The organism is Bifidobacterium sp. B4142, from assembly GCF_026537325.1.
Lineage (GTDB): Bacteria > Actinomycetota > Actinomycetes > Actinomycetales > Bifidobacteriaceae > Bombiscardovia.
The window spans coordinates 484555-508747 of record NZ_JAFNMJ010000001.1 but is presented as its reverse complement, the minus strand read 5'-3'; the positions used below and the strand labels follow the sequence as shown (position 1 = coordinate 508747).

The window sequence follows — 24193 nt, the reverse complement described above, 5'->3', positions numbered from 1 at the left end:
TTCTAATTTTCAAATTTCTATTTCTACGCCTATACTGAGGTATACGTTCACAAGATTGGCAAAGGAGCCACGATGAGTACTATCACTGCGGTGAAAACGTATGACTTTCGTTTTCCCACTTCTCTGACCCTGTCAGGGTCGGATGCCATGAACAAGGACCCCGACTATTCGGCCGCCTATGTGGAAATACACACCTCGGCTGACGACGGCATCAAAGGTTGTGGCCTGGTCTTCACCATCGGACGAGGCAACGATGTTGTTTGCAGAGCTATAGATTCCATAGGAGAGACTCTGCGCGGCCTGGAGGTTGAACGTCTACTGGACAGCATGGGCCTGGCCTGGGACCTATTGGTCCATGACTCACAGCTGCGCTGGTTGGGGCCCGAAAAGGGAGTCGAGCACATGGCCATCGGCGCACTGCTGAGCGCTCTTTGGGACATGAAAGCCAAAAGGGCGAGAAAACCCTTGTGGCTGCTGCTGGCTGAAATGGATCCAGAGGATCTTGTCAGCACATTGGACTTTAGATACCTCTCCGATGCCCTGCGCCCCGAGGAAGCCATAGATATCCTCAAGGATGGGCAATCCGGCAAGCAGGAGCGCATCGAAGTAATTCGCCAGCACGGATACCCCGGTTATTCGACAGCACCCGGCTGGCTTGGCTACAGCGACGAAAAGATGGTGGAGATCGCCAAACGAGAGACTCAGGAAAAGGGCTTTAAGCAAATCAAGCTCAAGGTAGGCCAGAACTTCGATGATGACATACGCCGTCTGGGACTGGCCAGGGATGCCATCGGTCCCGACGTCCGCCTGGCCGTCGACGCCAATCAGGTCTGGGATGTCCCGCAAGCCATTGATTGGATCAACCATTTCCATGACTTCGACCTGGCATGGGTCGAAGAGCCTACCAGCCCCGACGACATCATCGGCCACGCAACCATTGCCAGAGCCATTAATCCCATACCCGTGGCAACCGGCGAACAGATGCAGAACCGCATCATGTTCAAGCAGTTCCTGCAGGCTAACGCCTTCGGCATCATGCAGATCGACGCCACCAGAGTGGCGGGCCCCCAGGAGATAGTTCTGGAATACCTGCTAGCTCGCAAGTTCCACAAGATAGTCTGCCCCCACGCCGGCGGGGTCGGATTGTGCGAGATGGTCTGCCACTTCGCCATGTTCGACTACGCAGCCGTCTCATGCACCACACAGGGCCGAATGATCGAGTACGTGGACAACCAGCACGAATATTTCGTGAACCCCGTGCGTATCAGCCAAGGCATGTATAAGGCACCGACCGCTCCCGGCAATGGAGCCGAAATGACCGTGGAAACCGCACAGCGCTACCTGCACCAGGAGTGAGAGCGGCCCACCTCAATCAAAATCCGGTCCAATCACTGAACCTCAAACAAATCATCATCCATATAGACAAAGGAGTTCTCATGGATCTGCATCTCAAGAACAAGGTATTCATCATCACCGGTGGCTTTAAGGGCATCGGCAGGGGCATCACCCTACAACTGGCCCAGGAGGGTGCCATAACCGCAGTCATAGATCGTGACGAGTCAGCCAGGGACCAGTTCTGCAAGGACATCGAGGCCTATACCGATACCTACCGGACCTTCATTTTGGATCTGAATGACACCGACGGCATAGCACCCATTGTAGAGCAGGTACACAAGGAATTCGGTCATATCGATGGCATAGTCAACAACGCTGGAGTTAACGACAACAAGGCTTTGGAAACTACTGACTGGCGCGAGTTCGAGCGTTCCGTACACGGCAATCTCACCCACTACTACGAACTCATGCACGCCTCTTGTGCCTACCTCAAGGAAAGCCACGGATCAGTCATCAACATCACCTCCAAAACCGCTGTGACCGGTCAGGGCAAGACCAGCGCCTATGCAGCAGCCAAGGGCGGGATTCTGGGCCTGACCAGAGAATGGGCTGCGGCCTTGGTCCATGATGACGTACGAGTGAATGCCATCGTGGTCTCGGAATGCTGGACCCCGCTCTATGCTGACTGGATCAAGACCTTTGGCGATGAAGAGGCCCAGCAGGCACGCCTGTCGGTCATCACAGACAAGATTCCTCTGGAGCATCGCATGACCACACCCGAAGAAATCGGAAATACCGCCACCTTCCTGCTCTCTGATCGCGCATCACACACCACCGGCCAATGGGTGTTCGTCGATGGCGGATACGTCCACCTGGACCGGGCACTGAATTGAGCTCTGACATGGATAATACAAATACGCGAAACAAGGGCGGGTCCAAGGCAACCGTCGCCATAACCCTGGTCATCGGACTCTTCTTCATTTGGGGATTGACCATGAACCTGGTCAACGCCCTCAACAGCCCATTCAGCAACTACATGGAGCTGAACAGCACCCAGGCATCACTGCTGCAGGTGGCCTACTACGGAGCCTACTTCGTCATGGCCATCCCAGCCGGAATCATCTCCAAGCGCTTCGGTTACAAGGGCGGGGTCATCTCCGGACTGATACTGTTCGCAGTCGGAGCATTCATCGTGGTGCCGGCCACAAATATGGCCAGCTACAGACTCTTTCTGTTCGCCATGTTCGTGGTAGCGCTTGGAGCCTCATCTCTGGAGACCAACTGCAATCCCTACGTCACCAAGCTGGGCGATGAAAAAGGCGAATCCTTCAGACTCAATCTGGCACAGAGCTTCAACGGCGTCGGCAACGTGGTGGGGCCTCTGATTTTGGGCAGAGTGCTATCCAAAACCCTGACCCCAAAAGAGCCAGGCTTTGAGCAAGCCAAGGTCAAGTTCCTGTCTGACACCAGGATGATCTATATCGTCATCGGCATCGTTCTGCTGTTGGTGTTGGCTGTATTCATCGTCTTCAAACTGCCAACACCACCTGGCGATGACGAGCAGGAAGGGAAAACTGGTAACGGCTCCGGCACCTCAAGCCTGCTGAAACGCCCTTACTTCGTACTGGGCGTGATAGCCGAGTTCATCTTTATTGGCTTGCAGGTGGCGGGCATGGCCATGTTCTCCGCTTATGCCCTCAAACACTGGGGCGCTGGCATCACCGCCGGTCTGGCTGCCACATTGTTGGCATTGCTGTCGCTGCTGTTCACCCTTGGCCGGTTCCTGACCACTCCGTTGATGACCAAATTCGATGCCGGTAAGATACTGGGCGTCTACATGTGCATCACAGCCGTGCTGATGCTTCTGGTATTCCTGGGTCTGGGACGATTCTCGGTCATATGCTTCCTGGTTGCCTATCTGTTCATATCGATCGGCTACCCCACGATCTTCTCGCTGACGCTCAAGGGCATCAGGAGCAACGACGCCAAGACCGGCTCTTCTGCGCTGGTTATGAGCATCGTCGGAGCGGCCCTGATTCCACTGCTGTTGGGTGCCATCCAGGATGCCATGGGCATCGAAATCGCCATGCTGGTGACCGTACCCGGATTCCTCTACATCGCCTGGTATGCCTTCCGCGGATGCCGCATAGGTCTTAAGCAAGGAGCCTAAAATGACACGACAACTACAGGTCATCGATGCTCACTTCCATATGTGGGATCTTGAACGGCAGCATCTGCCGTGGCTGGACGGAATGCCCTCACTGAACCGGAGCTTTCCCCTTCATGAGCTGGAAAGCGAGTACGAGCAGCTGGGAGTGGAATTTCTGGGCGGAGTCTATGTGGAAGTAGACTCGGACGACCCCCTATTAGAGGACCGCTTGGTCTATGAGAACAATGACCCCAAGATTCTTGCCCGAATGCTCCGAGTCCAGGTAGGGCCCTATATGAGGGTGCCCATCAATGCTACGGGTATCAGAGAGCCACTGCACACTGACTCTGCCCCTCGCGGCCGTTGCATGGAACCCTCCTTCATCGCTGGGCTCTGCGCCATGGCTGATAAGGGCCTGCCCTTTGAGCTGTGCAACAGGGGGGCGGAACTGCCGGACATGGCTCAGGCATTTTCTCAAGTTCCTTCCCTGACTGTCATCATGGACCATCTGGGCAATATGCCCGACTTGTCGTCGACCTCCAGAAAGGCCATAGAGGCCATGGCGGCCCTGCCGCACTGTTATATCAAGGTATCAGGGGACTTGCCGGTCGATCGCGACATCGTCGCCTTCGTCAGGGACACATTTCCCCCGGACAGGGTCCTTTACGCCTCCAACTGGCCGGTCGTCACCGTGCACTCCTCACTCCAGGAACACTGGCAACTGATGCTGGATACCTTTGGCCCTGATGAGGACTTCTTCAAGCACAACGCCATGAGGGCCTATGGGATCAATGCCGATATGCTTACTGTGGAAGGGTGAACATGAGCACATCATCAGCCACATTTGAGGGAATATTCTGCCCGTCGATTACCATCAGCGACGATCAAGGAGTCATCGACACCGACCTGTGGGGACGACATCTGGACCATCTGATCCAGGCTGGCATTGATGGAGTGCTTCTGTTCGGAAGCATCGGCGAGTTCTATGCCTATGATCTCCAAGAGAAGCGCTCAGCCCTGCAATTCGCCGTCGACCATATACGGGGGCGCATGAAGGTATTCGTCGGAGTAGGCGACACTGACATGGACCGGGTTATGGATCTGACCAAGTTTGCCGGACAAATCGGCGCCGATGCCGTGGTGGCTGTCAGCCCCTATTATTTCGGCCCTTCGGAACCGACTGCTTACAGGTATTTCACCAGCATCGCTCACGCCTCGACTGTGCCGGTGATCCTCTACAACTTCCCTGCTCGTACAGGCAACGACTGCTCCCCGGAGTTGGTCGCTAAACTGGCCCAGGAATGTCCAAACATCGTTGGCATCAAAGACACCGTGGACACAATCAGCCACACACGTCGAGTCGTATCGGCAATCAGACGTGTCAGCCCTGAGTTCTCGGTGTTCTCCGGATTCGACGAATACTATATGGTCAATCGCATCTGCGGAGGCAACGGTGTTTTATCGGGCCTGACCAACGTGGAGCCGGAAACCTTCGTAGCCATGCATCAGGCCTATCAAGAGGGCGATTACCGGACTGCGCTAGACAAGGCCCAACGCATCAACCACCTGATGGCGATTTACGACACTGCGGATTTGTTCGTGTCGGCCATCAAGGGAGCTGTGCGACTGCAGGGTCTGCCCATCAGCACACGAATCCGCGAACCAGCCATGCAGATTGATGACGATCAGATGAAACAGATCGAAACCATATTGCGTAGTTGAGCTTTCGTCTGTTGCATCGAACTGGGCCTGAGGAAAGGAACATACCCTTCCTCAGGCCCAGTTGTTTGCCTGTCAGCGATCAGACCAGCTTGCGTTCAAAGGGATCGGAGCTGATGCCGGCGGCCACGATGTCGCGGCTCCACTGCTTGGCCGAGAAGAGCGAATGGTCACGGTAGTTGCCGCAGGAGGTGATCTCGGTGCCGGGCACATCGTCCCAGGTGGCCTTTTCGGCGATGAACTCCAGTGACTCCTTCAGGGCCTTGGCCACATCCTCGGTCGAATGACGGCCCCAGGCAAGCAGGTGGAAGCCCGTCCGGCAGCCGAAGGGCGAGCAGTCGATGTAACCGGGGATGCGCTCGCGCAGGAGCACGGCGATGGTGTGCTCGATGGTATGCAGCCCGGCAGTTGGAATGGCGTTCTGGTTGGGCTGGACCAGACGGAGATCATAGTTGGAGATGATGTCTCCTTGGGGCCCTTTCTCCTCGTCGATCAGTCGAACGTAGGGCGCCTTGACCTTGGTGTGATCCAGCTGGAAGCTCTCTACAATAGGTTTGTCAGCCATTGTTATTTCCTTTCCTGTCGGGCGCCCGGTATGAAAGGCAACCTTGATGAAGTCGTGTATGTCTCATGGTAGGCCGACCTACCTATCAGATTCGGCAGTGCCCCTGACCACATCCACCCCTCCTCTGGCCGAAAACTCGGAGATGACACCCATGAACTGGGGTCCATACTGCTCCAGCTTGTGCTGCCCCACACCATTGACGGCCAAGAAGGTTGAATCATCAGCCGGACGAAGACGGCACATATCGCGCAGTGCCTTGTCGGAGAAGACAATGTAGGGAGGCTTGCCAATCTTGCGAGCTATGCTGGTCCGCAGATCGCGCAACTTCTGGAAAAGTTCCTCATCCTCTGGGCTGGCATCGCTAGCAGCGGCCTGATCGAGACCGTCATCGTCGACAGTCGAAGAAGACCTGCCGTCGTAGACCTTGCCCGAGGCACGCGGGCGTTCCGTCCGCTTGATCTCGTAATGGAAGTCCGGACTGACCGTCTGCGCGGCCTTGGGTCCGAAATGAACCATGGGCAGCCGCCCTTCAGTGATATACAGATACCCGTCCGAGGCCATCTGGTTGAGCACGTCACGGATTCGCGCCTCTGGAACCTGGTCCAGAGCACCATAGCTAGGGCACCGATCCAACCCTCGCCGAAGAAGATCCTGCGAGCGCGATCCCCGAAGAATTTGCGCGATCTTGCCGGAGCCGAATCCCTGGTTCACATCATGAACGCACCTGCTGATGGCACGGGCCACATCGCTGACGTCGATGGTCGTGAAGGTGCTCAGGCAGTTGGAACAGTTCTGGCAGCCGCCGCTACCGGTGTCAGGATGCCCGACCGGGACAGATTTGCCCTTGTCGGCTTCGGCAGGCGAAAGACCTGCGGCAGCCTGGTCCACCTCCTCGCCAAAATACCGCAGCATGTACTGGTGAAGGCAGCCGGTGGTTCGACAGTAACCGATCATGACGTTGAGCAGACGCCGGTGTTCGGCCCTGACTGCTTCGGCCTGCTCACCGGTCAGTCTGTCGTTGCCGTTGTCCATGTCCAGCAGGCGTCTGCGGGTGACGATGTCGCTCTCGTTCCACAGCAGGGAGCAACGGGCTGGCTCGCCGTCACGTCCCGCTCTGCCGGCCTCCTGGTAATAGGCCTCGATGCTCTCAGGCATATTGTGATGAATGACATAGCGTACGTTGGACTTGTCGATGCCCATGCCGAAGGCATTGGTGGCCACAACCACCTGCACCTTGTCGTTGACGAAGTCCCGTTGCGCCTGCTCCCTGTTCTGAGCATCCATGCCAGCGTGGTAGCTGACAGCACTGACACCGGCCTTGGTCAGGTCATCAGCCAGAGCCTCGGTCTCCTTGCGGGTGGCGCAGTAGACGATGCCAGAATCATCGCCATGCTTCAGTGCGTACTGGACCACCCAGCGATTCTTGTATTTGCTCTCCAACTTGATCACGTCGAAGAAGAGGTTGGGCCTGTCGAAACCCGTCACCGCCACGTAGGGATCGTCAAGGCCCAGCATGTATACGATGTCGCGCCGAACCTTCTCGGTCGCCGTAGCAGTGAAGGCTGCCACCGTAGGTCGGTCGGGCAGGGACCTGATGAAATCGCCGATGCCTAGGTAGGCAGGGCGGAAGTCCTGACCCCACTGGGATACGCAGTGGGCTTCGTCCACAGCCAGCAGGGAAATTTTTGTATGCTGGGCGAATTCCCTGAATCTGGGGGCATCCAGCCGCTCGGGAGCCACGTAGAGGATCTTGCTGCGCCCTTGTGCAGCCTGAGCCAGGGCCAGGGACTGCTCATCCATGTCCTGGGTGGAATTGACGAATGAGGCCTGGATGCCTGCGTCCTCCAGCCCGTCCACCTGGTCCTTCATCAGGGAAACCAAGGGAGAGATGACGATGGTCAGACCGTCCAGAAGAGTGGCAGGAATCTGATAGCAAATGGATTTGCCGGCCCCGGTCGGCATAACACCCAGGCAGTCCCGCCCATTCAGGATAGCCTTGACCAAATCCTCTTGACCTGGGCGAAAGGACTCATATCCGAAATACCGCTTCAGCGCCTGCCCTGCATCCTGGATGTCCACCATGATTCCCCAGTCTATTGCCACGGCAGGAGTCAAGCAGTGGGCGAACGACCATGTGGTCAATCGTCGGGAAAACGAACACCTACAGGGTTGCAGCAGCCAGAAGCTGGCGGGTATAGGACTGCTCAGGATGATTGAGGATGGCCTTCACCGGCCCCTCCTCCACAACCTTCCCCTGCCTGAGCACCATGACCCTGTCTGCTATGTGCTGGACCACACCCAGATCATGGGAGATGATAATCATGGACATACCATTTGACGAATCGCTCTGCTGTTTGGACTGGGCCATGATTGATTGAAGGGTATGGAGAATCCCTACGCGTGCTGAAACGTCGATGGCGCTCATGGGCTCATCGGCCAAGAGTATCCTGGGCTTGACGATCAGTGCGCGGGCTATGGCCGCCCGCTGGGCCTGACCACCTGACAGATCGGAGGGATAAGCCGTCATGATCCTGTCCGGATCAAGCTGGACCTCTGACAGCACCTGGGCCACCCGATCGGCCAGGTCTCGTCCCCTCTCCCTGCGCCTGACAGCCAGCAGAGGTTCGGCTACCGACCGGCCGATGGTCCACCGGGGATCCAGGGAAGCAAAGGGGTTCTGGAAGACCAGAGCGGAGTCATGGGCAAGCGACTTGGCTGCCGTGGAACCATGGAGAACTGATCTGCCCAAATATGCCACCTGCCCGGCATCAGGCCTCAGCTGGCCCAGAAGCAGACGGGAAAGCGTGGTTTTCCCCGAGCCGGACTCCCCTATGATCGCCAGGCACTCCCCCGACAGGAGGGAAACATCGATGCCGTCAACTGCAGCTTCTCGAGCCGTTCCACTGCCGGTGGAGGCATAGATCTTGGTCAGGCCCTCCCCGATCAGGATCGGATCGGCATGTGCACCATCAGTCAGCCTCATGCTTGCCTCCATCTGTACTCAGCGTCAACTCTCTGGCCCCCCGCACCAGGGTCCTGCCCTGCGGACTGGATGGGCTACGCAGAATGCTCTGCGTCTGTCCGCTTTCCACCACTCGCCCAGCGTCAAGGATGTAGCAGTAATCGGCAACCTGGGCCAGGACTGAGAAATCATGGGTGATGAACAGCAGGGAGGCCCCGTTCTGGTCGACCAGGGAGACCAGCAGGTCCACAATCTGCCGCTGGGTTATGGCATCCAGGGCCGTGGTCGGCTCGTCTGCCAGAATCAGTCTGGGTTTGGTGACCAGGGCCGTGGCTATGGCCGCCCGCTGCTGCTGCCCCCCGGACAGCTCATGCGGGTAGGATCCAGCCAGATCCGCATCTAACCCGACCTGGGCCAATATCTCCATAACCCGTCTGCGCCGTTCCTGGGCGCTCAGACGATAGTGGCGACGGAGGGGAAGCTCAACCTGACTGTAGATCTTCTTGACCGGGTTCAGGGCCGTGGAAGGATTCTGAAAGATCATGCCCATCCGGGAACCGCGCAGGTCCGCCAGGGACCGGTCATCCGAACCGAGAATCTGGAGCCCGTCCACCAGAATGGATCCCGACAGGGAGGCCGTCAGTGGCGTGGTGCCCAAAACGCTGCGGGCGATCATCGACTTTCCGGAGCCTGAGGAGCCGATCAGACCTACCCGCTGGCCGTCCTTCACCTGGAGATCCACCTGGTCGAGAATGGTGCGGCCATTGATGGACAGGCTCAGGCCGTCAATATTCAGCGACATGATTGTCTCCCTCGCTTGCATGGCCCGAAGCTTCTAAGCACGCAGACGTTTCCTGACGCACAGATTGAAGAGTGGACCGTCCGGCGGCAGCTACGGCAGCCCTGAGCCTGGGGTTGGTAACCGGATCGATGGCATCACGCAGGGCGTCACCGAACAGGTTCAGAGCAACCACCACCATGGTGACCACCAGGCCAGGCCAGAGCACAGTAAGTGGAAAGACATTGATGAACTTGACCGAGGTGGTCAGCGAGTGCCCCCAGGAGGGCAGGCCAGAGGGAACGCCCACCCCCAGGTAGGTCAACCCTGCCTCAGCCAGCACGGAGGTCCCCGCCGACATGGAAAGCTGGACGCACAGGACCGGAATGACGTTGGGCACCAGATGGGTACAGAAGATTCTGAAGGATCCGACCCCGCTGTGTCGGGCGGATCGCACGTAGTCCGACTCTGCTGCCAGAAGCGCTTGGGGCCGTACGATCCGGGCCAGGTTGAGTCCGTAACCGAACCCACAGGCCACGACGACCACGGCGATGCTGGGGCCCAGGGGGACAGCCAGGATCAGGGCCAGCAGAACTGTAGGCAGGGAAATCAGGGCATCTACCAGGACCACGACCGTCTGTGACACTCCTGAACGGCGCGAGACCATGGCCATGACCAGAAGAAGTCCAAGTACGCCTGATAGGAGAACCGCCAGAAGGCTGATGACCAGGTTGGTGGCCGATCCCGCCATCAGCCAGGAAAGAATGTCTGCCCCGGTGCCATCTGTTCCCAGCAGATGGGCACGGCTAGGGGCCTGCCAAATCCGGTACCCGTCAGTGACCCAAATCGGAACCGGGGTCCAGAACCTGGAGACCAGGGAGACCAGGATCCATATGGCCAGAACAATAAGCGAGTATCGCCCCGAGGCCTTGCGCCACATGCTGGACAACACCACCCGCATCCGTCCGAAGAATCCCAGTTGGCCTGGGAATGTGGCCCTCAATCCCAGGTGGGGCCTGTCTTCGTGTCCCCAATTCATAAGGCAACCACCTCCTGTCTGGCCGCACCTCGAAAACGCGGATCGATCAGCCTATGGATAACGTCCACCAGGAGTCCCAGGAAGAGGAAGAAGGCCGCCAGCAGAAGCAGCTCGGACTGAACAGCTGGGAGATCCCGGTTGCCCACATCGGTGATCAGCATGGAGCCCAGTCCCGGCAGGGCGAACAGGTTCTCGCTGACCATGACCCCGGTGATCATCTCGGCCATGGTCAGTCCAATCACCGAAACCAGCTGGGGGGAAGCCAGCCGCAGACCGATGCGCAGAGCAGCCTGGGTCCGGGTCATCCCGCAGGCCATGCCCATGTCCACATACCCCGAAGAGAGCATGTCGCCCAACAAGGAGCGGGTGTACCGCATGATGCCGGCACCCACGATGATGCCGGTAGACAGCGCGGGCAGAATCAATGCCGCCAAGGCCTGACCCGGCTGAGCCCAGCCGAGTGCAGGAAAGCCCTGAGAGGGCAACAGACCGATCAGGCCACTGCCCTTGGCGAAGAGCATGATCAGCAGCAGTCCTGACCAGAGGGCCGGTACTGATCCGCCCACAATGGCTACCATGTGGCTGAATGACTGCATCCGTGGCGAGCGAGCCAGAGCGGCCGCACAGCCCAGGGGAATGCCCAGCAGCAGAGCCACGGCCAGCCCCAAAAGGATCAGCGGAAAGGTGATCTGGGCTCGGACACCTACCTGAGAAGCGATGGAACGGTTGGTAAGAATGGACCTGCCCAGGTCCCCCTGCAGAAAGTCGCCGATCCAATCCAGATACTGCCTTGGGTAGGAGCGATCCAGGCCCATCTGCCGACGCAGCCGATCGACGCGTTCGGGTGGGGCATCCAGCCCGGCCATAATGGCGGCCACGTCACCGGGCAGAATGCGCAGAGCCAAGAAGATGAGCAGCGAAATGCCTATCAGCGCCAAGATGAAGAGCACCAAGCGCCGCATCAGGAATCTGGCCATGGTCACCCCCGCCTATAAATCACGTCAGATAAGGGCATGAGAGACTGGTTCAGATCGACCGGGAAGCCCTCCAACCCCTTCCGCCAGGCCGTGGTCACCCGGTAGTTGAAGAGCCAGTCCGCCGCTGCGTCCTTGCTGACGATCCAGGCAGCCTGGGCTAGGAGCCTGTCGGAGTCATCGGCAGAGGTCGTGGCCATGGCCTGACGGTAAAGCTCCTGGACCTGACGATTGTCATAGTTGTAGTAGTAGCCGGGGTTGGCCCACTGGTGGAAGTCGTGGCTCTCGCCATGATCCACCAAAGACAGGTCATAGTCCTTGTTGGCATGCACGTCCTGGAGCCAGACTGAAAATTCCACCACCCGCACATCCAGGTCGATGCCCACCTGACGCAGCTGCGAGCGCAGCTGATCGCCCAGTTCGCTGCCATAGGTGTTGGCATAGGTCAGTCGTAGCTTGAGCCGGTGTTCGGGACCATACCCGGCCTGGGCCAGAAGCCGCCGCGCCTGCTCCGGATCGTGGGGATAGAGCCTGGTCAGATCCTGATAGCCGGGATCCAAGGAGGGTATGGGTCCACCCAGAGCCCTATCCGATCCGCCCCGGGAGGCGATCAGCTGCCGATGGTCGATGGCATGGCGGATGGCCTGACGCACCCGTGGATCGGATGTGGCACCACCCTTGCCGTTCATGGCCAGGACGTACTTGTCGGTATCGTCGCCCGCTTTGACCTGGAAGTCGGGGCTCTTGCGGAAGGGACTGGCCAGGTTCTCGGTGACCGGAGCCAGCACCTGCACATCCCCGCTACGCAGGGCGTTGACGGCGGCGTTGTCATCATTGAGGTAACGGATGACGATGGTTGGCGTCTTAGGCTTGTCGCTGCCCCAGTAGTGTGGATCGGCCTTGAGTGTGACCGAGTCGTTAGGACGGAAGCTTGCCAGCATGTATGGGCCGGATCCCACGGCCTGGGTCTTCATGTCGTAATGAGCCCGCCGGTCAAAGACCAGACCGGCCCGCCCGCTCAGTTGCCAGAGCAGATCCTGATAGGGTCTGGACAACGTCAGGCGCACCGTCAGCGGATCTGTCGCCTCCACACCCTGGAAACCCTCCAACATCTCGCTGCCCTGATAGTGACCTGCCATAAGTCCGCGAATGGAGTCGACCACGTCCTGGGCCCGAAGAGCATGGCCGTTGGAGAAGCGGATGCCCTCATGCAGATGGAAGGTGTAGACCAGGCCATCCTCGGAGATATTCCAGCTTTTTGCCAGCCCTGGGCGCACCCGATTCCTAGAATCTCGTGACACCAGACCCTGATAGACATTGCCGATCAGGAGCTGATCCAGCGCCGTACCCGACTGGTTGCGGATGTCCAGATTGGTGGGAGCCAGCTTGAGGCCCACAGTGACCGTATCCGCCACGCTCCCGCCCTCGGCCTGACCAGCGACTCCACGATGCCCTGTCCACAGGGAGATAGCCAAGGCCAGTGCCAGCAGGAGACTGAGCAGCTTCCAGGGCAGGGTGTTGCCGCCCGACTTCATGGGTCTGATCCTGGCGTTGAGTTCAGGGTCAGTGCTTGGGCCTGGTTCCTGGGCCACGTCTGTATCTGCTGCGGTCACGCTGTCATGGGCATGCGTGCCGTGTCGATCTGCGTTCATTGACGAATCCTTATGCTGTGGTTGACCGCCATTCTGGTCGATCACCGCCCACCAGCATACTCCCCGAAGCCATTACACAGGCTTATGCGCTTAGGATGGATTCGGAAAGCGCCACGCGCCCGGACGACGGCAGGGAGGAAGAGACATGCTGCTGGCCATCGACATCGGCAACACCAACATCGAGGTCGGATTCATGGAGGGCGACCAGGTCGCCGCCTCCTACAGGCTGACCACAAGGATCGATCACACGGCCGATGAGTTCGGGCTTCTGCTAGGGCAGCTCATGGCCCTGGCAGGCTACAAGACTGCGGATGTGCAGGACGCCATCATCTCTTCAGTGGCCCCTGCGGTCATGCACGCCGTCAGGTCCTGCCTGATCCGCTTCTTTTCCATCGACCCCATGGTGGTGGGCCCTGGCGTGAAGACGGGCATGAACATCCGTCTGGACGACCCGCGCTCCCTGGGCGCCGACTGCCTGGCTGACTGCGTGGGCGCCTTCCACCGCTACGGAGGGCCTGTACTGGTTATCGACTTCGGCACGGCCACCACCTTCAACTATGTGGATGACAGGGGCGCCATTCGCTCAGGCCTGATCGTGCCGGGCATCCGCTCGGGAGCCCAGGCCCTTGCCGGCCAGACCGCCCAACTTCCCCAGGTGGAGATCACCCGCCCTCAGTCCATCATGGCAACTGGTACCAGGACGGCCATGCAGGCCGGGCTCTATTACAACTTCCTCGGCGGCCTGGAGCGGATCATCCGCCAATACCGCAGCGAGATAGACCGGGACTTCCACGTGGTGGCCACGGGTGGCATGGGCCGTACCTCCTCAGAAGACACCGATCTGATCGAGGTCTACGATCCCGAGTTGATCTTCGCCGGCATGTACAGGATTCACCAGCTCAATGCCGATGGCCGACCACACGCTGCACCAACGCGCCATTGACCTGCAGACTGGCCTGCTTGCCATCCCCGTCAATGCCGGCCAGTGAACCCACCAAGATCTGGCCCTCCAGCTGAACCTGCACTGGATGCCTGGTCCGGTTGAACAGAAAGACGAAGCGCGTCCGATCATCCTTGCTGACTCGCTCAACTCTCAACAGATCAGAGTCTGCATGGGCCGACCGCATATCAGCGACATCCAGGGCCTCCAACAGGGCAGGAAGAACCTTGGCCAGACCCTGGGCATCCAGACGGCAACCCAGGTAGGCGGCCTTGCCATGACCCCAATCATGGACGGTCATGGCCGGCATGCCATCCATCCCTGTCCAGGGATCCGCCCGGTAGTTAGCTAGGACCTCGGTGTCCTTGTCCAGGTGACCGATGACATCGGCCCAGTCGTGCGCCGTAACCCCGTCGGTCAGATCCAGATGGTCCAGCACACCAGGCGTGCCGGGAGCCATGGGTGCGAACTCCTCGACCGACAGACCCAGCAGGTCCCGAAGCGGCCCTGGATAGCCGCCGGTCCAGACGCGGTCCTGCTCGTCGGCGATGCCGCTGCCCCAGGTGACGATCAGCCGCCCTCCACCATGCACATACTTGTGCAGCCGCTTGGAAAGTTCAGCGTCGATCAGGTAGAGGGCTGGCAGTACCACCAACGGATACTCCTCCCAGTCGGCCCTGACTGGCAGGACATCAGGTCGGATGGTGTTGTCAAGGAAGGCCCGGTACCAGACCGGCGGCTCCTGGCCATGCTCGACCCGGTCGCTGGGTGAGGCTGCGTGGGAGCTGGCCCACTGGCTTGCATAGTCGAATACCAGGGCCACCGGGGCCTTGGCCAGCATGGTACCAGCCAAACCAGCCTGCGAGAGGCCCTGCAGGTCCCCTCCCAGCTGGCAGACGTCGCGGAAGACTGCCGTGTCTTTACCTGCATGAGGCAGCATGGCCGAGTGGAACTTTTCCGCCCCAGCCCGAGACTGCCTCCACTGGAAGTAGCAGATGGCATCAGCCCCGAGTGCCAGGTGAGCCAGGGAGTCGAGCTCCAGCTGTCCGGGCTCCTTGCGGGGGTTGACCGGCCGCCAGTTGACCGCCGAAGTGGCCTGCTCCATAAGCCACCAGGGGCGCCTACGGGCGATGGCATCCACCAGGCTGGAGGAATAGGCCAACTCTTCCAGATGATCCCTGCCCGGCGTCACATAGTGGTCGTTGGCCACAAAGTCCACCTGGTTGCCCCAGTCGTCGTAGTCCAGGGCGAATCCGCCGGCACTGACCATGAAGTTGGTGGTCAAAGGTATATCCGGGGTGATCTCAGCCAAGGTGTCACGCTCGGCCATGTAGAAATCCTTGAGGGCGTCAGAGCTGAACCGCTCAAAGTCCAGCATGCGGCCCGGATTCTGGAAATTCCCCTGGCCAATGAAACGCGGCGGCAGAATCTGCGAGAAATCGCTCAGCCTCTGTGACCAGAAATCCGTGCCCCAGGCGCGATTGACGGCCTCAATGTCCTTGTAACGGCGGCGGCACCAGCGCTGGAAGGCCCGCATAGCATCATCGGAATAGTCGAAGCGATTGTGGCAGCCATACTCATTGCCCACATGCCAGGCCACCAGATAGGGGTTGTCCCGGTAGTGCTCGGCCATGGCCCGGCAGAGTTTCAAGGCGTAGGAACGGAAGACCGGCGAGGTAGGCCGCCAATGCTGCCGGGCCCCGGGCCAAACCGTGTCGCCACGCTCGTCCCTGAGCAGAACCTCAGGATGGGCCTGAGTCAGCCAAAGCGGCGGCGAAGCCGTGGCCGAGGCCAGATTGACCCCGATGCCGGCCCGACCAAGCTTGTCAATGATCCGATCCAACCAATCGAAATCGAAAACCCCCTGGCTGGGCTCTATGCGCGACCAGGAGAAGACCGCCAAGGCCACCACGTTGACCCCTGCCTTGGTCATCAGCCTGATGTCCTCATCCCATGTATCCTCAGGCCACTGGTCGGGGTTGTAGTCGCAGCCGTACCAGAGGGACTGCTGACCCTTGAGATGCTTGGGCCATCGATAAGGCCGCCGTGTCGGTTTGCTCATGGGTAGAACCTCCTGGTCCGTCTCAAACCTCGGACGGGGATACCTGCCGCGTCCACGTCGTCCCGCGGCTCCGGGACCCCCTGACCATTATGTCCCACCAGGCTGACTGTTTAGTCCTCGCCTTGAGGATCCAAGGGGACTGAGGAGACAAAGGCACGCTTACCCCCGGTGAAGGGGTCGGTGAATTCCATGCCACGGGCCACCAATTGCAGTGGTCGGGAGAAGTCGTCATAGGCCCGGGTCTGGATTCGTGGGTACAGGTCGTCGCCCACTATGGGCAGACCCAGAGCGTTCATGTGCACACGTAGCTGGTGGGTCTTGCCGGTCTTTGGGTAGAGGGTGTAGGTGGCCAGACATCCATGGCCCGCTGTCAGCTCGACTCGAGTAACGGCATTGACCGGCCCGCGCTCTTCCCAGGCCTGGAGAACCCCTCGGCGTTTGATCACCCTGGAGCGGCGCTCTAGCGGGAAGACCCGGGGCGGATCCAGGTGTCGCACGGTGCCGGTCAGCGGGCGAGCTATGGGTCGTACCGGCGCCAGACACTGGTAGATCTTGCGCACGCGATGCTCCTGGAAGAGCATCTGATAGGACCGCCTGGCAGACGGATCTCGTACCAGAACCAGCACACCTGCTGTGGCCCTGTCCAGCCGGTGGGCAGGGATGATGTCGGGCTCCCCGTAGAGCCGACGCATCCGGATCAGCACGGTACTGGCATACCACATCCCTCTCGGCATAGTGGCCAGAAAATGGGGCTTGTCGACCACAATGATGCGTTGATCCTCGTATATGATTCTGGGTTCGAAGGGAATCTGCGGCTCCTCCAGAACCATCCGGTGTCCCTGCTGCTCGGACCCGACAGCCATGGGACCCTATTCCACCGTGACCGACTTGGCCAGATTGCGGGGCTTGTCCACGTCCAGACCCTTGAGCCGTGCCATGTCCAGAGCGAACAGCTGCAGGGGAACCACATCAACCAGGGGGCTGAGCAGGGTCGGGCAGGGCGGCCGCCAAAAGACCACGTCAGCATAGCGGTCGGCATCCGGGTCGCCCTCCTCGGCCACGACGATGGTGAAGGCACCACGGGCCTTGACCTCCTCAATGGCCGAGATGACCTTGTCGTGCAGCACATTGCGACCCCGTGCACTGGGGACGATGACCACCACAGGCTCCCCCGGCTCCACCAGGGCGATGGGCCCGTGCTTGAGCTCACCAGCGGCGAACCCCTCGGTAAAGATGTAGGCGATCTCCTTGAGCTTGAGCGCCCCTTCCAGGGCCACCGGATAGCCCACATGCCGACCCAGGAAGAGGAAGGAGCGGGCCTTGGACATGCGCTGAGCCGTCTGGCTGATGACCTCGGCCTGCCCGTCCAGCACCTTCTGGATTTTGGCTGGCATGGCTTTGAGGCTGTCGATGGTCTGGTGGATTTCGTCTCGATACATGGTCCCCTTGACCTGGGCCAGGTACAGCCCCAGCAGGTAGGCCGCCACGATCTGAGCCAGGAAGGCCTTGGTGGAGGCCACAGCCACCTCGGGGCCGGCGTGGGTGTAGAGCACGGCATCAGACTCCCTGGGGATGGTGGACCCCTGGGTGTTACAGATGGCCAGTACCCTTGAACCCTGCTCCCGTGCATGCCGAAGCGCCATCAACGTGTCCATGGTCTCCCCTGATTGGGAAATGGCCACGACCAGGGTGCGTGGGGTCAGGATGGGATCACGGTAGCGGAACTCATGGGCCAGCTCGACCTCCACCGGAATACGAACCCAATGCTCGATGGCGTACTTGGCCACCAGCCCCGCGTAGGAGGCCGTCCCGCAGGCCACGACAATGATCTTGTCAATCTGGCGGAAGACCTCCTCGTCGATATGAACCTCGTCCAAATCCAGGTCGCCCGACTCGTCGTACCGGCCCAGCAGGGTGTTGGAGACCGCCGCAGGGTCCTCGTGGATCTCCTTGTCCATGAAGGAATCCCATCCGCCTTTTTCGGCGGCTGAGGCATCCCAGTCGATGGTGTAACGGCGCGGGTGCTCCACCGGATGCCCTTGGAAGTCGGTGACCTTGACCTGGTCCGCGCTGATGCAGACGGCCTGGTCCTGCCCCAGCTCCATGGCCTGGCGGGTATAGGCTACGAAGGCGGCCACATCGGAACCCAGGTAGTTCTCTCCGTCTCCCAGACCGACCACCAGCGGCGAATCGTGTCGGATACCCACTACCAGATCAGGTTGCCTCGAGTCCACTGCCAGGATGGTGAAAGCTCCCTTGAGCATGCGGGCCAGCCGCCTGATGGCCTCGAAGATATCGGGCTGGCCGGTGGCGTCGACGATCTCCTGGGCGATCTTGCCCAGGAGCTTGGCAGCCACTTCGGTATCCGTAGAGGACACAAAAGTGTATCCCTCGGTCTCCAGGTCCAGCCGCAGCCTGGAGGCGTTCTCGATGATCCCGTTGTGGATAAGCGCGACCTTGCCGTCACGGCTGATGTGGGGATGAGCGTTGACATCAGTGGGTTCTCCGTTGGTGGCCCAACGGGTGTGGCCGATGCCTACGGTGGCCTCGGGCATGGGCTTGGCCTTCAGATCGGCGACCAGATTGCCCAGGCGTCCTGCCTTCTTGCGTACGGCCACCCGCGTCATCACAGGGGCAGCCAGGGCCACTCCGGCCGAGTCATACCCTCGGTACTCCAAACGCTCCAAACCCTTGAGGCAGACCTCCAAGGGCCTGCCGCAGGCCGTCCGTACTGATCCCGCATAACCGACGATTCCACACATGGGCCCCAGTCTAACCTTGGGAGTTTCGCCGCTGCCCGCCCACGGGGCTTCTTGCCGGAATTTCTACAACCTGAACAGAGCCTGAGGCTAGAGCACAGTGTGCAGGAATTCGGCGAACCTCTCGGTGCGAGGATGGTCGATGATGTCAGGGCCTCCCTGTTCCACCACAACGCCTTGGTCCATGAAGACGATCTGCTCGGCCACCTCGCGGGCGAAGCCCATCTCGTGGGTGACCACCACCATGGTCATGCCCTGTTGGGCAACCTGCCGCATAACCCCCAGAACCTCCCCCACCAGCTCCGGATCCAGGGCTGAGGTGGGCTCATCGAAGAGCATGATGTCGGGGTGCATAGCCAAGGCTCGCGCAATGGCCACACGCTGCTGCTGACCGCCGGAGAGCTGGGCAGGGTAGTAGTCCATCCTGTCCTCGAGCCCTACACGTTTCAGCTGGGCCTGAGCCTCCTGGCGGGCATCGGTCTTGGGAACCCGGCCCACATGAACCGGCGCCTCCATGACGTTCTCCAAGGCCGTCATGTGAGGAAAGAGATTGAAGCGCTGAAAGACCATGCCGATTTTGGAACGCTGCTTGGCAATGGCCTTGTCATCCAAGGTCTGCAGCACAGGGCCCTTACCCGTATCGATCTTCCGGTATCCAGTCAGCTCGCCATCCACATAGATCTCGCCGGCTGTGCGGGTCTCCAGCTGGTTGATCAGCCGCAACAGCGTTGACTTGCCCGAACCGGAAGGCCCCAGGACGGCCGTTACCGTGCCGGGCATGACCTCTAGGTTGATTCCCCGCAGCACATGCTGATCGCCGAATACCTTGTGCACATTCCTGATGACGATGGCCGGATCCTTGCCGCCTTGACCGTCTTTCTTGGTCTGCATATCCTCGTCCATGATTCTCCTCCTGCGCTCAGGCGTTCAGCCCGGCCATCATGACCTTGTTGACCTTGTCGGTCTCCTGACGAGTCTGAGGATCCTCGCCATCCTTGCCGTCCTTGGCCCCCGACCCGGCTAGCGGCCGCGAGTCGAAGCCCTTGCCGTAGTGCTTCTCCAGCTGGGCCTGGATAACCATCAGAACAGAGGTGATGACCAGGTACCAGATGCAGGCCACAATCAGCAGCGGGATGGTCTTGTAGATGCGGTTGGCGATGGCGTTGGTGGCGAACTGGAGCTCCAGGGTGAAGGGCACGGCAAGAGCCAGGGATGTGGTCTTGAGCATGCCGATGGTTTCATTGCCGGTAGGCGGCACGATGATGCGCATGGCCTGAGGCAGGACGATCCGCCTCATGATCATGGCGGGCGGCATGCCCAGAGCCTTGGCGGCCTCCTCCTGACCAGGATCTACGGCCTCGATGCCGGCACGGACGATTTCGGAAAGGTAGGCAGCCTCGTTCAGTCCTAGGCCCAGAACCGTGGCCACGGTGGCGTTGAGCACGGTCTTGGTGTCGACGCTCCAGAACTCGGGCCCGAAGGGGATGCCGATGGCCAGCTTGGGAATCAGCACGGAAAGCAGACCCCAGAAGACCAGCTGGGTATATACAGGAGTGCCACGGAAGAACCAGATGAAGAACCAGCTGACCCAGCGCAGGACCGGATTGGACGACTTGCGCATCACTGCCAGGATGATGGCCAGAATTGTGGCCAGAACCATGGCGTAGACAGTCAGCAGAAGAGTCCACTTGATGCCATCCAGGACATGCTCGTTGAAGAGGTACTTCCAGACCGTAGGCCAATCAAAGTTGGGATTGGTCACCATGCCGTGGATCAGCATGGCCACGAAAATGGCCACGATGACGGCAGCCACAATCGGCCCCGGCTTGCGCACCGGCCTGGCCTCTATTCTGCCGGGGATCTGAATCTGGTCCGTCCCCTTCTTGGTATGCATCTCCTGCTTCCTTCCGCACCGCTGAACTTATTCAGGCCTAGCCTATCCAGCCAGGCCAACCGCTAGGCGCAGACCGGTTGTTGAACCGACCCGCGCCTGGAGGCTTGCCTCAGTCAGAGACCGCAGGGTTGATCTCCGCCTTCTCAACAGCACCGCTCTGAACGCCCCAGTTCTTGAGGATCTTGGCATAGGTGCCATCGTCGATCAACTTCTGAAGAGCCGCCTGGGTGGCCTCGGCCATGCCGCTGCCCTTCTTGAGGGCAGCACCTTGCAGGACGATGTCGGTATCCTTGCCCAGCTTCTCCAACTGGCCGTCGGTCTGTTTAATGGCATACCCGGTCACCTGGGAGTCGGCGTAGAAGACGTCGATCTTGCCGTTGACCACTGCCGTGGCGGCATCGGTCTGCTGCTTGTAGGACTGCACATCAACCGGCTTCTTGCCCTTGGCCTTGCACTCTGCCGAGATCTTGTCAGCAGCCTGTTGCTCTTCGATAGTGCCCGTCTGCACACCGACCTTGACGCCGCAGATGTCGTCAGGATTGATCTTGGAGGGGTTGCCCTTCTTGACGGCAAAGGCCGTGCCCGCCTTGAAGGTGGTGACGAAGTCGACCGACTGCATCCGCTCCTTGGTGATGGTGAAGCTGGAGATACCCGCGTCGTACTTGCTGCCGATGGCGGGGATGATGGTATCGAAGGAGGCACTGAACATCTCCCCCTTGAGCCCCATCACCTTGGCAATGGCGTTCGACAAGTCCACGTCATAGCCAATCGGTGTCTTTCCGTCCTCATTCATGAATTCACCCGGAGCATACGAGGTCTCCATGCCCACGGTCAACTTGCCGTCCTTGGAAACCGACTCAGGCACCTTGGCCGCGATGGCCGGATCCTTCTTGATGCCACTGACGTCAAAAGCCGCAGGATGGGAACTTGTTGTGGCCTTACCCGACGCACTGTTGTTGTCCGCCTCGTCGGTGGTTCCGCAGGCCCCGATGGAGGCCAGCAGGGCGACACTCAGAGCCGCCGTCAGCATCGCCTTGATCTTGCCCATGTCTTCTCCTCTTCCGGACCGCCCGAGGCGACCCTCCGTATCCCTTGATTGACATGCACTATTATGCACAGATTTGTATTTTTATGCATCCAACTGACTGATGATCATCAATCATGGTTTGCTCTTCAGGGCGGATTTTGGCTTTACTACAAGCTTCAGAAGCTTATAGAACACCGCCGGACGCCTTAGCTCCGGGCGTGTCGACCTGCATAGTGCAAGGCAATATCAGTAGTCAGTCGTCCCTATCCAAGAATCATCTGAGAATCGGAAAGCACATCAGCACGTGTTTCAGCCCCGATGGTTCCGATAGCGCATGGCCCTTTGGGCCTCACGACGGTCCTGCTCCTCACGCAGGGACTGGCGCTTGTCATACTCACGCTTGCCCCTTGCCACGGCGATCTCCACCTTGACTCTGCCATCCTTGAAATACAGACTCAGGGGGACAATGGTGTAGCCCTTGGCCTGAATCTGCCGCTCCAGGCGAATGATCTGCTTGGCATGCAGAAGCAGCTTGCGCTTGCGCTTGGGGGCATGGTTGTTCCAGGTGCCGTTGAGATATTCGGGGATATTCGCGTTCTCGAGCCAGACCTCGTGCCGAGGGTCGATGCTGACGAATGACTCAGCCAGGGAGGCCCGCCCTTCGCGCAAGGACTTGACCTCAGTCCCGGTCAGGGCGATGCCGGCCTCATACCGATCCTCGATCTGGTAGTCATGCCGGGCCCTGCGATTCTGGGCAATCATCGACGTGCCAGTCTCCTTAGCCATGATGTCCTCCTCCGGACCATGCCGATCATGTCGCCTGGTAGGCCGGACGGCTAGGAGTGGCGTCCCAGGTGGCGGACCTGGTCCGCTTCGATGTCAGTAATGAATGTACTGGTAGTTGCCAGCCCCGTAAACCGTCTCATAGGCGGGGAATGAGGCAAATCCAGTGCCTCCTTCGGAGATGAGCACAGACCCGTCTCCATTGACCCGCTCGACCACGGCCACATGGCCATAGGTCCAGTCGGCGTTCCAGTAACCGACCCGCTGACCACGGGCGAAGACCATGGCGGCTCCGACGTGCGGAGTGTTGTTGACCAGGTAGCCCAGACCACGTGCAGTATTGGCCCATTCAGCTCCGTTACCCATATAGGATCCCACAGGCAGGGACAGCTGCGAGCGCCGGATGTAAGCCCAGAGCGTGCACTGACGGGCGGGGTAAGCACTGCCGCCCACCGAATTGCCGGTAGGATGGCCGTAGCAGAACCCAGAGCCCTCAGGACAGCTGCCAGGTACCCCGTAATTCATACCGGAGGCACCTCCACCACCTCCGTTGCTCGGCGGAGACGGGCGCGGAGCCGGCGATGGTGCAGGGCCGCCACCGCCGACCTGCTGGGCGCCACCGGCATGGGGATCGGCCCCGCCGCCGGCATTGCCCGTGTTGAGGGAATCGATCATAGACTCGGTGGCCACGATATCAGCGGCCTCACGGGCTGACTGAGTGGTCAGGGCAGCCTTCTGCCCCTCCAGCTGCTTGCGTGCTGCGGTTCCCTGGTCGCGCAAGGCCTGCAGACTGTCCTGCTTGGCCTGCGCCGCAGCTGCCGCCTGCTGTGCCGCTGCCTGCTGCTGGTCGGCCTTGGCCTTCAAGGTGCTGATCTGCTCCTCAATGGCCTCGAGACGCTGCTTGCGATTCATGGACGAATTGAGGGTGTTGGCGGCATCATTGGCCGTATTGGCCTCGGATCGGGTCACGGCTGCATCGGACTGCATCTTGTCCACAAAATCCTTGGTGCTGGAGGACTTGGTCACCACGTCCATGACCTGGGAAACCTCAGAGCCGTGGAAACTCTTTCTCGCCATCTGCGCTACACCGGCCTTGGCGTCGTCATAGTCGATGCCGGTCTGACGGATCTTAGCCTCCAGGTCGGCACGATCCTTGCGGGCCGCCTGCAGTCGGTCGTTGGTGGCCTGAACCAGACTGTCGGCCTGCTCGGCCTGCTGCTGAGCTTCGACTGCACTCTGCTGAGCTGCCGGGATCTGGTTGGCAGTCAGATCGCTGAGACTGAGAATCTGGTTGGCCAGCTCGCTGTTGACACCCGCCAGCTTGCTCTTCAGAGCCTCATGGCTCTGTACCTTCTGCTGATAGCTACTCCAATCGGCCCGGGCCGGTGCGGGGGCCACTGTCAACCCCAGGATCCCACCGCCCAGCATCATGGCCAACGACCCCACCAGGCCGCAGATGGCTTCCAAGTGTTTCGTACGATTCATGGTCAAGTCCTCACTATCACTTATCCATGCTAGTCATCATTATGGCAGAGCTCGTACCCATAAGATCGAT

The 24193-nt window shown here is 59.9% G+C and carries 21 protein-coding genes; 6 read left to right on the top strand and 15 right to left on the bottom strand.

The window, feature by feature from the left end:
* Positions 1–72: 72 nt before the first annotated feature.
* From J3U06_RS02230 to J3U06_RS02210, 5 genes are all read left to right on the top strand, one after another.
* Positions 73–1356 carry an enolase C-terminal domain-like protein gene (locus tag J3U06_RS02230; RefSeq protein WP_267444166.1) on the top strand — a complete coding sequence of 428 codons (1284 nt, stop codon included), beginning with the start codon at positions 73–75 and terminating at the stop codon, positions 1354–1356.
* A gap of 80 nt (positions 1357–1436) precedes the next feature.
* A complete protein-coding gene (locus J3U06_RS02225; protein WP_267399580.1) occupies positions 1437–2228 on the top strand; it encodes an SDR family oxidoreductase in 792 nt (263 codons plus the stop codon).
* Between the two features lie 8 nt (positions 2229–2236).
* Positions 2237–3505, top strand: coding sequence for an MFS transporter (locus J3U06_RS02220; protein WP_267444165.1), 1269 nt, complete (start codon positions 2237–2239; stop codon positions 3503–3505).
* A 1-nt stretch (position 3506) separates the two neighbouring features.
* The gene (locus J3U06_RS02215; RefSeq protein ID WP_267444164.1) at positions 3507–4304 is read left to right on the top strand and encodes an amidohydrolase family protein; all 798 of its coding nucleotides are present in this window, start codon (positions 3507–3509) and stop codon (positions 4302–4304) included.
* A 2-nt stretch (positions 4305–4306) separates the two neighbouring features.
* Positions 4307–5206, top strand: coding sequence for a dihydrodipicolinate synthase family protein (locus J3U06_RS02210; protein WP_267444163.1), 900 nt, complete (start codon positions 4307–4309; stop codon positions 5204–5206).
* Between the two features lie 79 nt (positions 5207–5285).
* On the opposite strand, the gene J3U06_RS02205 is transcribed toward J3U06_RS02210, so the two are convergent.
* The 7 genes from J3U06_RS02205 to J3U06_RS02175 all read right to left on the bottom strand — a co-directional run bounded on the left by J3U06_RS02205 (position 5286) and on the right by J3U06_RS02175 (position 13173).
* Complete coding sequence (locus tag J3U06_RS02205) at positions 5286–5768, bottom strand: S-ribosylhomocysteine lyase (RefSeq protein WP_024626660.1); 483 nt, start codon at positions 5766–5768, stop codon at positions 5286–5288.
* 78 nt (positions 5769–5846) lie between these two features.
* On the bottom strand, positions 5847–7850 hold the full coding sequence (locus J3U06_RS02200) for a RecQ family ATP-dependent DNA helicase (RefSeq protein ID WP_267444162.1): 2004 nt from the start codon (positions 7848–7850) through the stop codon (positions 5847–5849).
* Between the two features lie 79 nt (positions 7851–7929).
* A complete protein-coding gene (locus J3U06_RS02195) occupies positions 7930–8751 on the bottom strand; it encodes an ABC transporter ATP-binding protein (RefSeq protein WP_267430230.1) in 822 nt (273 codons plus the stop codon).
* A complete protein-coding gene (locus J3U06_RS02190; protein WP_267444161.1) occupies positions 8738–9532 on the bottom strand; it encodes an ABC transporter ATP-binding protein in 795 nt (264 codons plus the stop codon). Before J3U06_RS02190 ends, J3U06_RS02195 begins: the two co-directional genes overlap by 14 nt.
* Complete coding sequence (locus J3U06_RS02185) at positions 9516–10547, bottom strand: ABC transporter permease (protein WP_416378891.1); 1032 nt, start codon at positions 10545–10547, stop codon at positions 9516–9518. The genes J3U06_RS02190 and J3U06_RS02185 overlap by 17 nt, the downstream gene beginning before the upstream one ends.
* Positions 10544–11524: an ABC transporter permease gene (locus J3U06_RS02180; protein ID WP_267399573.1), complete on the bottom strand. Its 981-nt coding sequence runs from the start codon at positions 11522–11524 to the stop codon at positions 10544–10546. Before J3U06_RS02180 ends, J3U06_RS02185 begins: the two co-directional genes overlap by 4 nt.
* A 2-nt stretch (positions 11525–11526) precedes the next feature.
* Positions 11527–13173, bottom strand: a complete 1647-nt coding sequence (locus tag J3U06_RS02175; RefSeq protein WP_267444160.1) for an ABC transporter substrate-binding protein — start codon at positions 13171–13173, stop codon at positions 11527–11529.
* A 145-nt stretch (positions 13174–13318) separates the two neighbouring features.
* Here J3U06_RS02175 and J3U06_RS02170 point away from each other — a divergent pair, with 145 nt between their 5' ends.
* Positions 13319–14116 carry a type III pantothenate kinase gene (locus J3U06_RS02170; protein WP_267444159.1) on the top strand — a complete coding sequence of 266 codons (798 nt, stop codon included), beginning with the start codon at positions 13319–13321 and terminating at the stop codon, positions 14114–14116.
* Here the strand turns inward: J3U06_RS02170 and J3U06_RS02165 are convergent.
* The 8 genes from J3U06_RS02165 to J3U06_RS02130 form a co-directional block, all read right to left on the bottom strand.
* On the bottom strand, positions 14073–16175 hold the full coding sequence (locus J3U06_RS02165) for a beta-galactosidase (protein WP_267444158.1): 2103 nt from the start codon (positions 16173–16175) through the stop codon (positions 14073–14075). The two genes, J3U06_RS02170 and J3U06_RS02165, sit on opposite strands and share 44 nt — an antisense overlap.
* Positions 16176–16285: 110 nt before the next feature.
* The gene (locus J3U06_RS02160; RefSeq protein ID WP_267444157.1) at positions 16286–17038 is read right to left on the bottom strand and encodes a pseudouridine synthase; all 753 of its coding nucleotides are present in this window, start codon (positions 17036–17038) and stop codon (positions 16286–16288) included.
* Positions 17039–17044: 6 nt separating this feature from the next.
* A complete protein-coding gene (gene glmS, locus J3U06_RS02155; protein ID WP_267430224.1) occupies positions 17045–18937 on the bottom strand; it encodes a glutamine--fructose-6-phosphate transaminase (isomerizing) in 1893 nt (630 codons plus the stop codon).
* Between the two features lie 87 nt (positions 18938–19024).
* On the bottom strand, positions 19025–19825 hold the full coding sequence (locus J3U06_RS02150; RefSeq protein WP_267430589.1) for an amino acid ABC transporter ATP-binding protein: 801 nt from the start codon (positions 19823–19825) through the stop codon (positions 19025–19027).
* A gap of 28 nt (positions 19826–19853) precedes the next feature.
* A complete protein-coding gene (locus J3U06_RS02145) occupies positions 19854–20828 on the bottom strand; it encodes an amino acid ABC transporter permease (protein WP_267399566.1) in 975 nt (324 codons plus the stop codon).
* Positions 20829–20937: 109 nt separating this feature from the next.
* A complete protein-coding gene (locus J3U06_RS02140) occupies positions 20938–21876 on the bottom strand; it encodes an ABC transporter substrate-binding protein (RefSeq protein ID WP_267444156.1) in 939 nt (312 codons plus the stop codon).
* Between the two features lie 288 nt (positions 21877–22164).
* Positions 22165–22641 (bottom strand): SsrA-binding protein SmpB, encoded by a 477-nt coding sequence (smpB, locus tag J3U06_RS02135; protein WP_267444155.1) that lies wholly within the window; start codon positions 22639–22641, stop codon positions 22165–22167.
* Positions 22642–22734: 93 nt separating this feature from the next.
* Complete coding sequence (locus tag J3U06_RS02130; protein WP_267399563.1) at positions 22735–24123, bottom strand: CHAP domain-containing protein; 1389 nt, start codon at positions 24121–24123, stop codon at positions 22735–22737.
* Positions 24124–24193 lie beyond the last annotated feature (70 nt).

Coding starts and splice junctions, on each gene's coding strand:
- J3U06_RS02185 (WP_416378891.1), bottom strand. CDS start 10,547: ATGAATTGGGGACACGAAGACAGGCCCCACCTGGGATTGAGGGCCACA.
- smpB (WP_267444155.1), bottom strand. CDS start 22,641: ATGGCTAAGGAGACTGGCACGTCGATGATTGCCCAGAATCGCAGGGCC.
- J3U06_RS02190 (WP_267444161.1), bottom strand. CDS start 9,532: ATGTCGCTGAATATTGACGGCCTGAGCCTGTCCATCAATGGCCGCACC.
- J3U06_RS02145 (WP_267399566.1), bottom strand. CDS start 20,828: ATGCATACCAAGAAGGGGACGGACCAGATTCAGATCCCCGGCAGAATA.
- J3U06_RS02140 (WP_267444156.1), bottom strand. CDS start 21,876: ATGGGCAAGATCAAGGCGATGCTGACGGCGGCTCTGAGTGTCGCCCTG.
- J3U06_RS02210 (WP_267444163.1), top strand. CDS start 4,307: ATGAGCACATCATCAGCCACATTTGAGGGAATATTCTGCCCGTCGATT.
- J3U06_RS02215 (WP_267444164.1), top strand. CDS start 3,507: ATGACACGACAACTACAGGTCATCGATGCTCACTTCCATATGTGGGAT.
- J3U06_RS02205 (WP_024626660.1), bottom strand. CDS start 5,768: ATGGCTGACAAACCTATTGTAGAGAGCTTCCAGCTGGATCACACCAAG.
- glmS (WP_267430224.1), bottom strand. CDS start 18,937: ATGTGTGGAATCGTCGGTTATGCGGGATCAGTACGGACGGCCTGCGGC.
- J3U06_RS02195 (WP_267430230.1), bottom strand. CDS start 8,751: ATGAGGCTGACTGATGGTGCACATGCCGATCCGATCCTGATCGGGGAG.
- J3U06_RS02220 (WP_267444165.1), top strand. CDS start 2,237: ATGGATAATACAAATACGCGAAACAAGGGCGGGTCCAAGGCAACCGTC.
- J3U06_RS02165 (WP_267444158.1), bottom strand. CDS start 16,175: ATGAGCAAACCGACACGGCGGCCTTATCGATGGCCCAAGCATCTCAAG.
- J3U06_RS02160 (WP_267444157.1), bottom strand. CDS start 17,038: ATGGCTGTCGGGTCCGAGCAGCAGGGACACCGGATGGTTCTGGAGGAG.
- J3U06_RS02130 (WP_267399563.1), bottom strand. CDS start 24,123: ATGAATCGTACGAAACACTTGGAAGCCATCTGCGGCCTGGTGGGGTCG.
- J3U06_RS02230 (WP_267444166.1), top strand. CDS start 73: ATGAGTACTATCACTGCGGTGAAAACGTATGACTTTCGTTTTCCCACT.
- J3U06_RS02170 (WP_267444159.1), top strand. CDS start 13,319: ATGCTGCTGGCCATCGACATCGGCAACACCAACATCGAGGTCGGATTC.
- J3U06_RS02150 (WP_267430589.1), bottom strand. CDS start 19,825: ATGCAGACCAAGAAAGACGGTCAAGGCGGCAAGGATCCGGCCATCGTC.
- J3U06_RS02180 (WP_267399573.1), bottom strand. CDS start 11,524: ATGGCCAGATTCCTGATGCGGCGCTTGGTGCTCTTCATCTTGGCGCTG.
- J3U06_RS02175 (WP_267444160.1), bottom strand. CDS start 13,173: ATGAACGCAGATCGACACGGCACGCATGCCCATGACAGCGTGACCGCA.
- J3U06_RS02200 (WP_267444162.1), bottom strand. CDS start 7,850: ATGGTGGACATCCAGGATGCAGGGCAGGCGCTGAAGCGGTATTTCGGA.
- J3U06_RS02225 (WP_267399580.1), top strand. CDS start 1,437: ATGGATCTGCATCTCAAGAACAAGGTATTCATCATCACCGGTGGCTTT.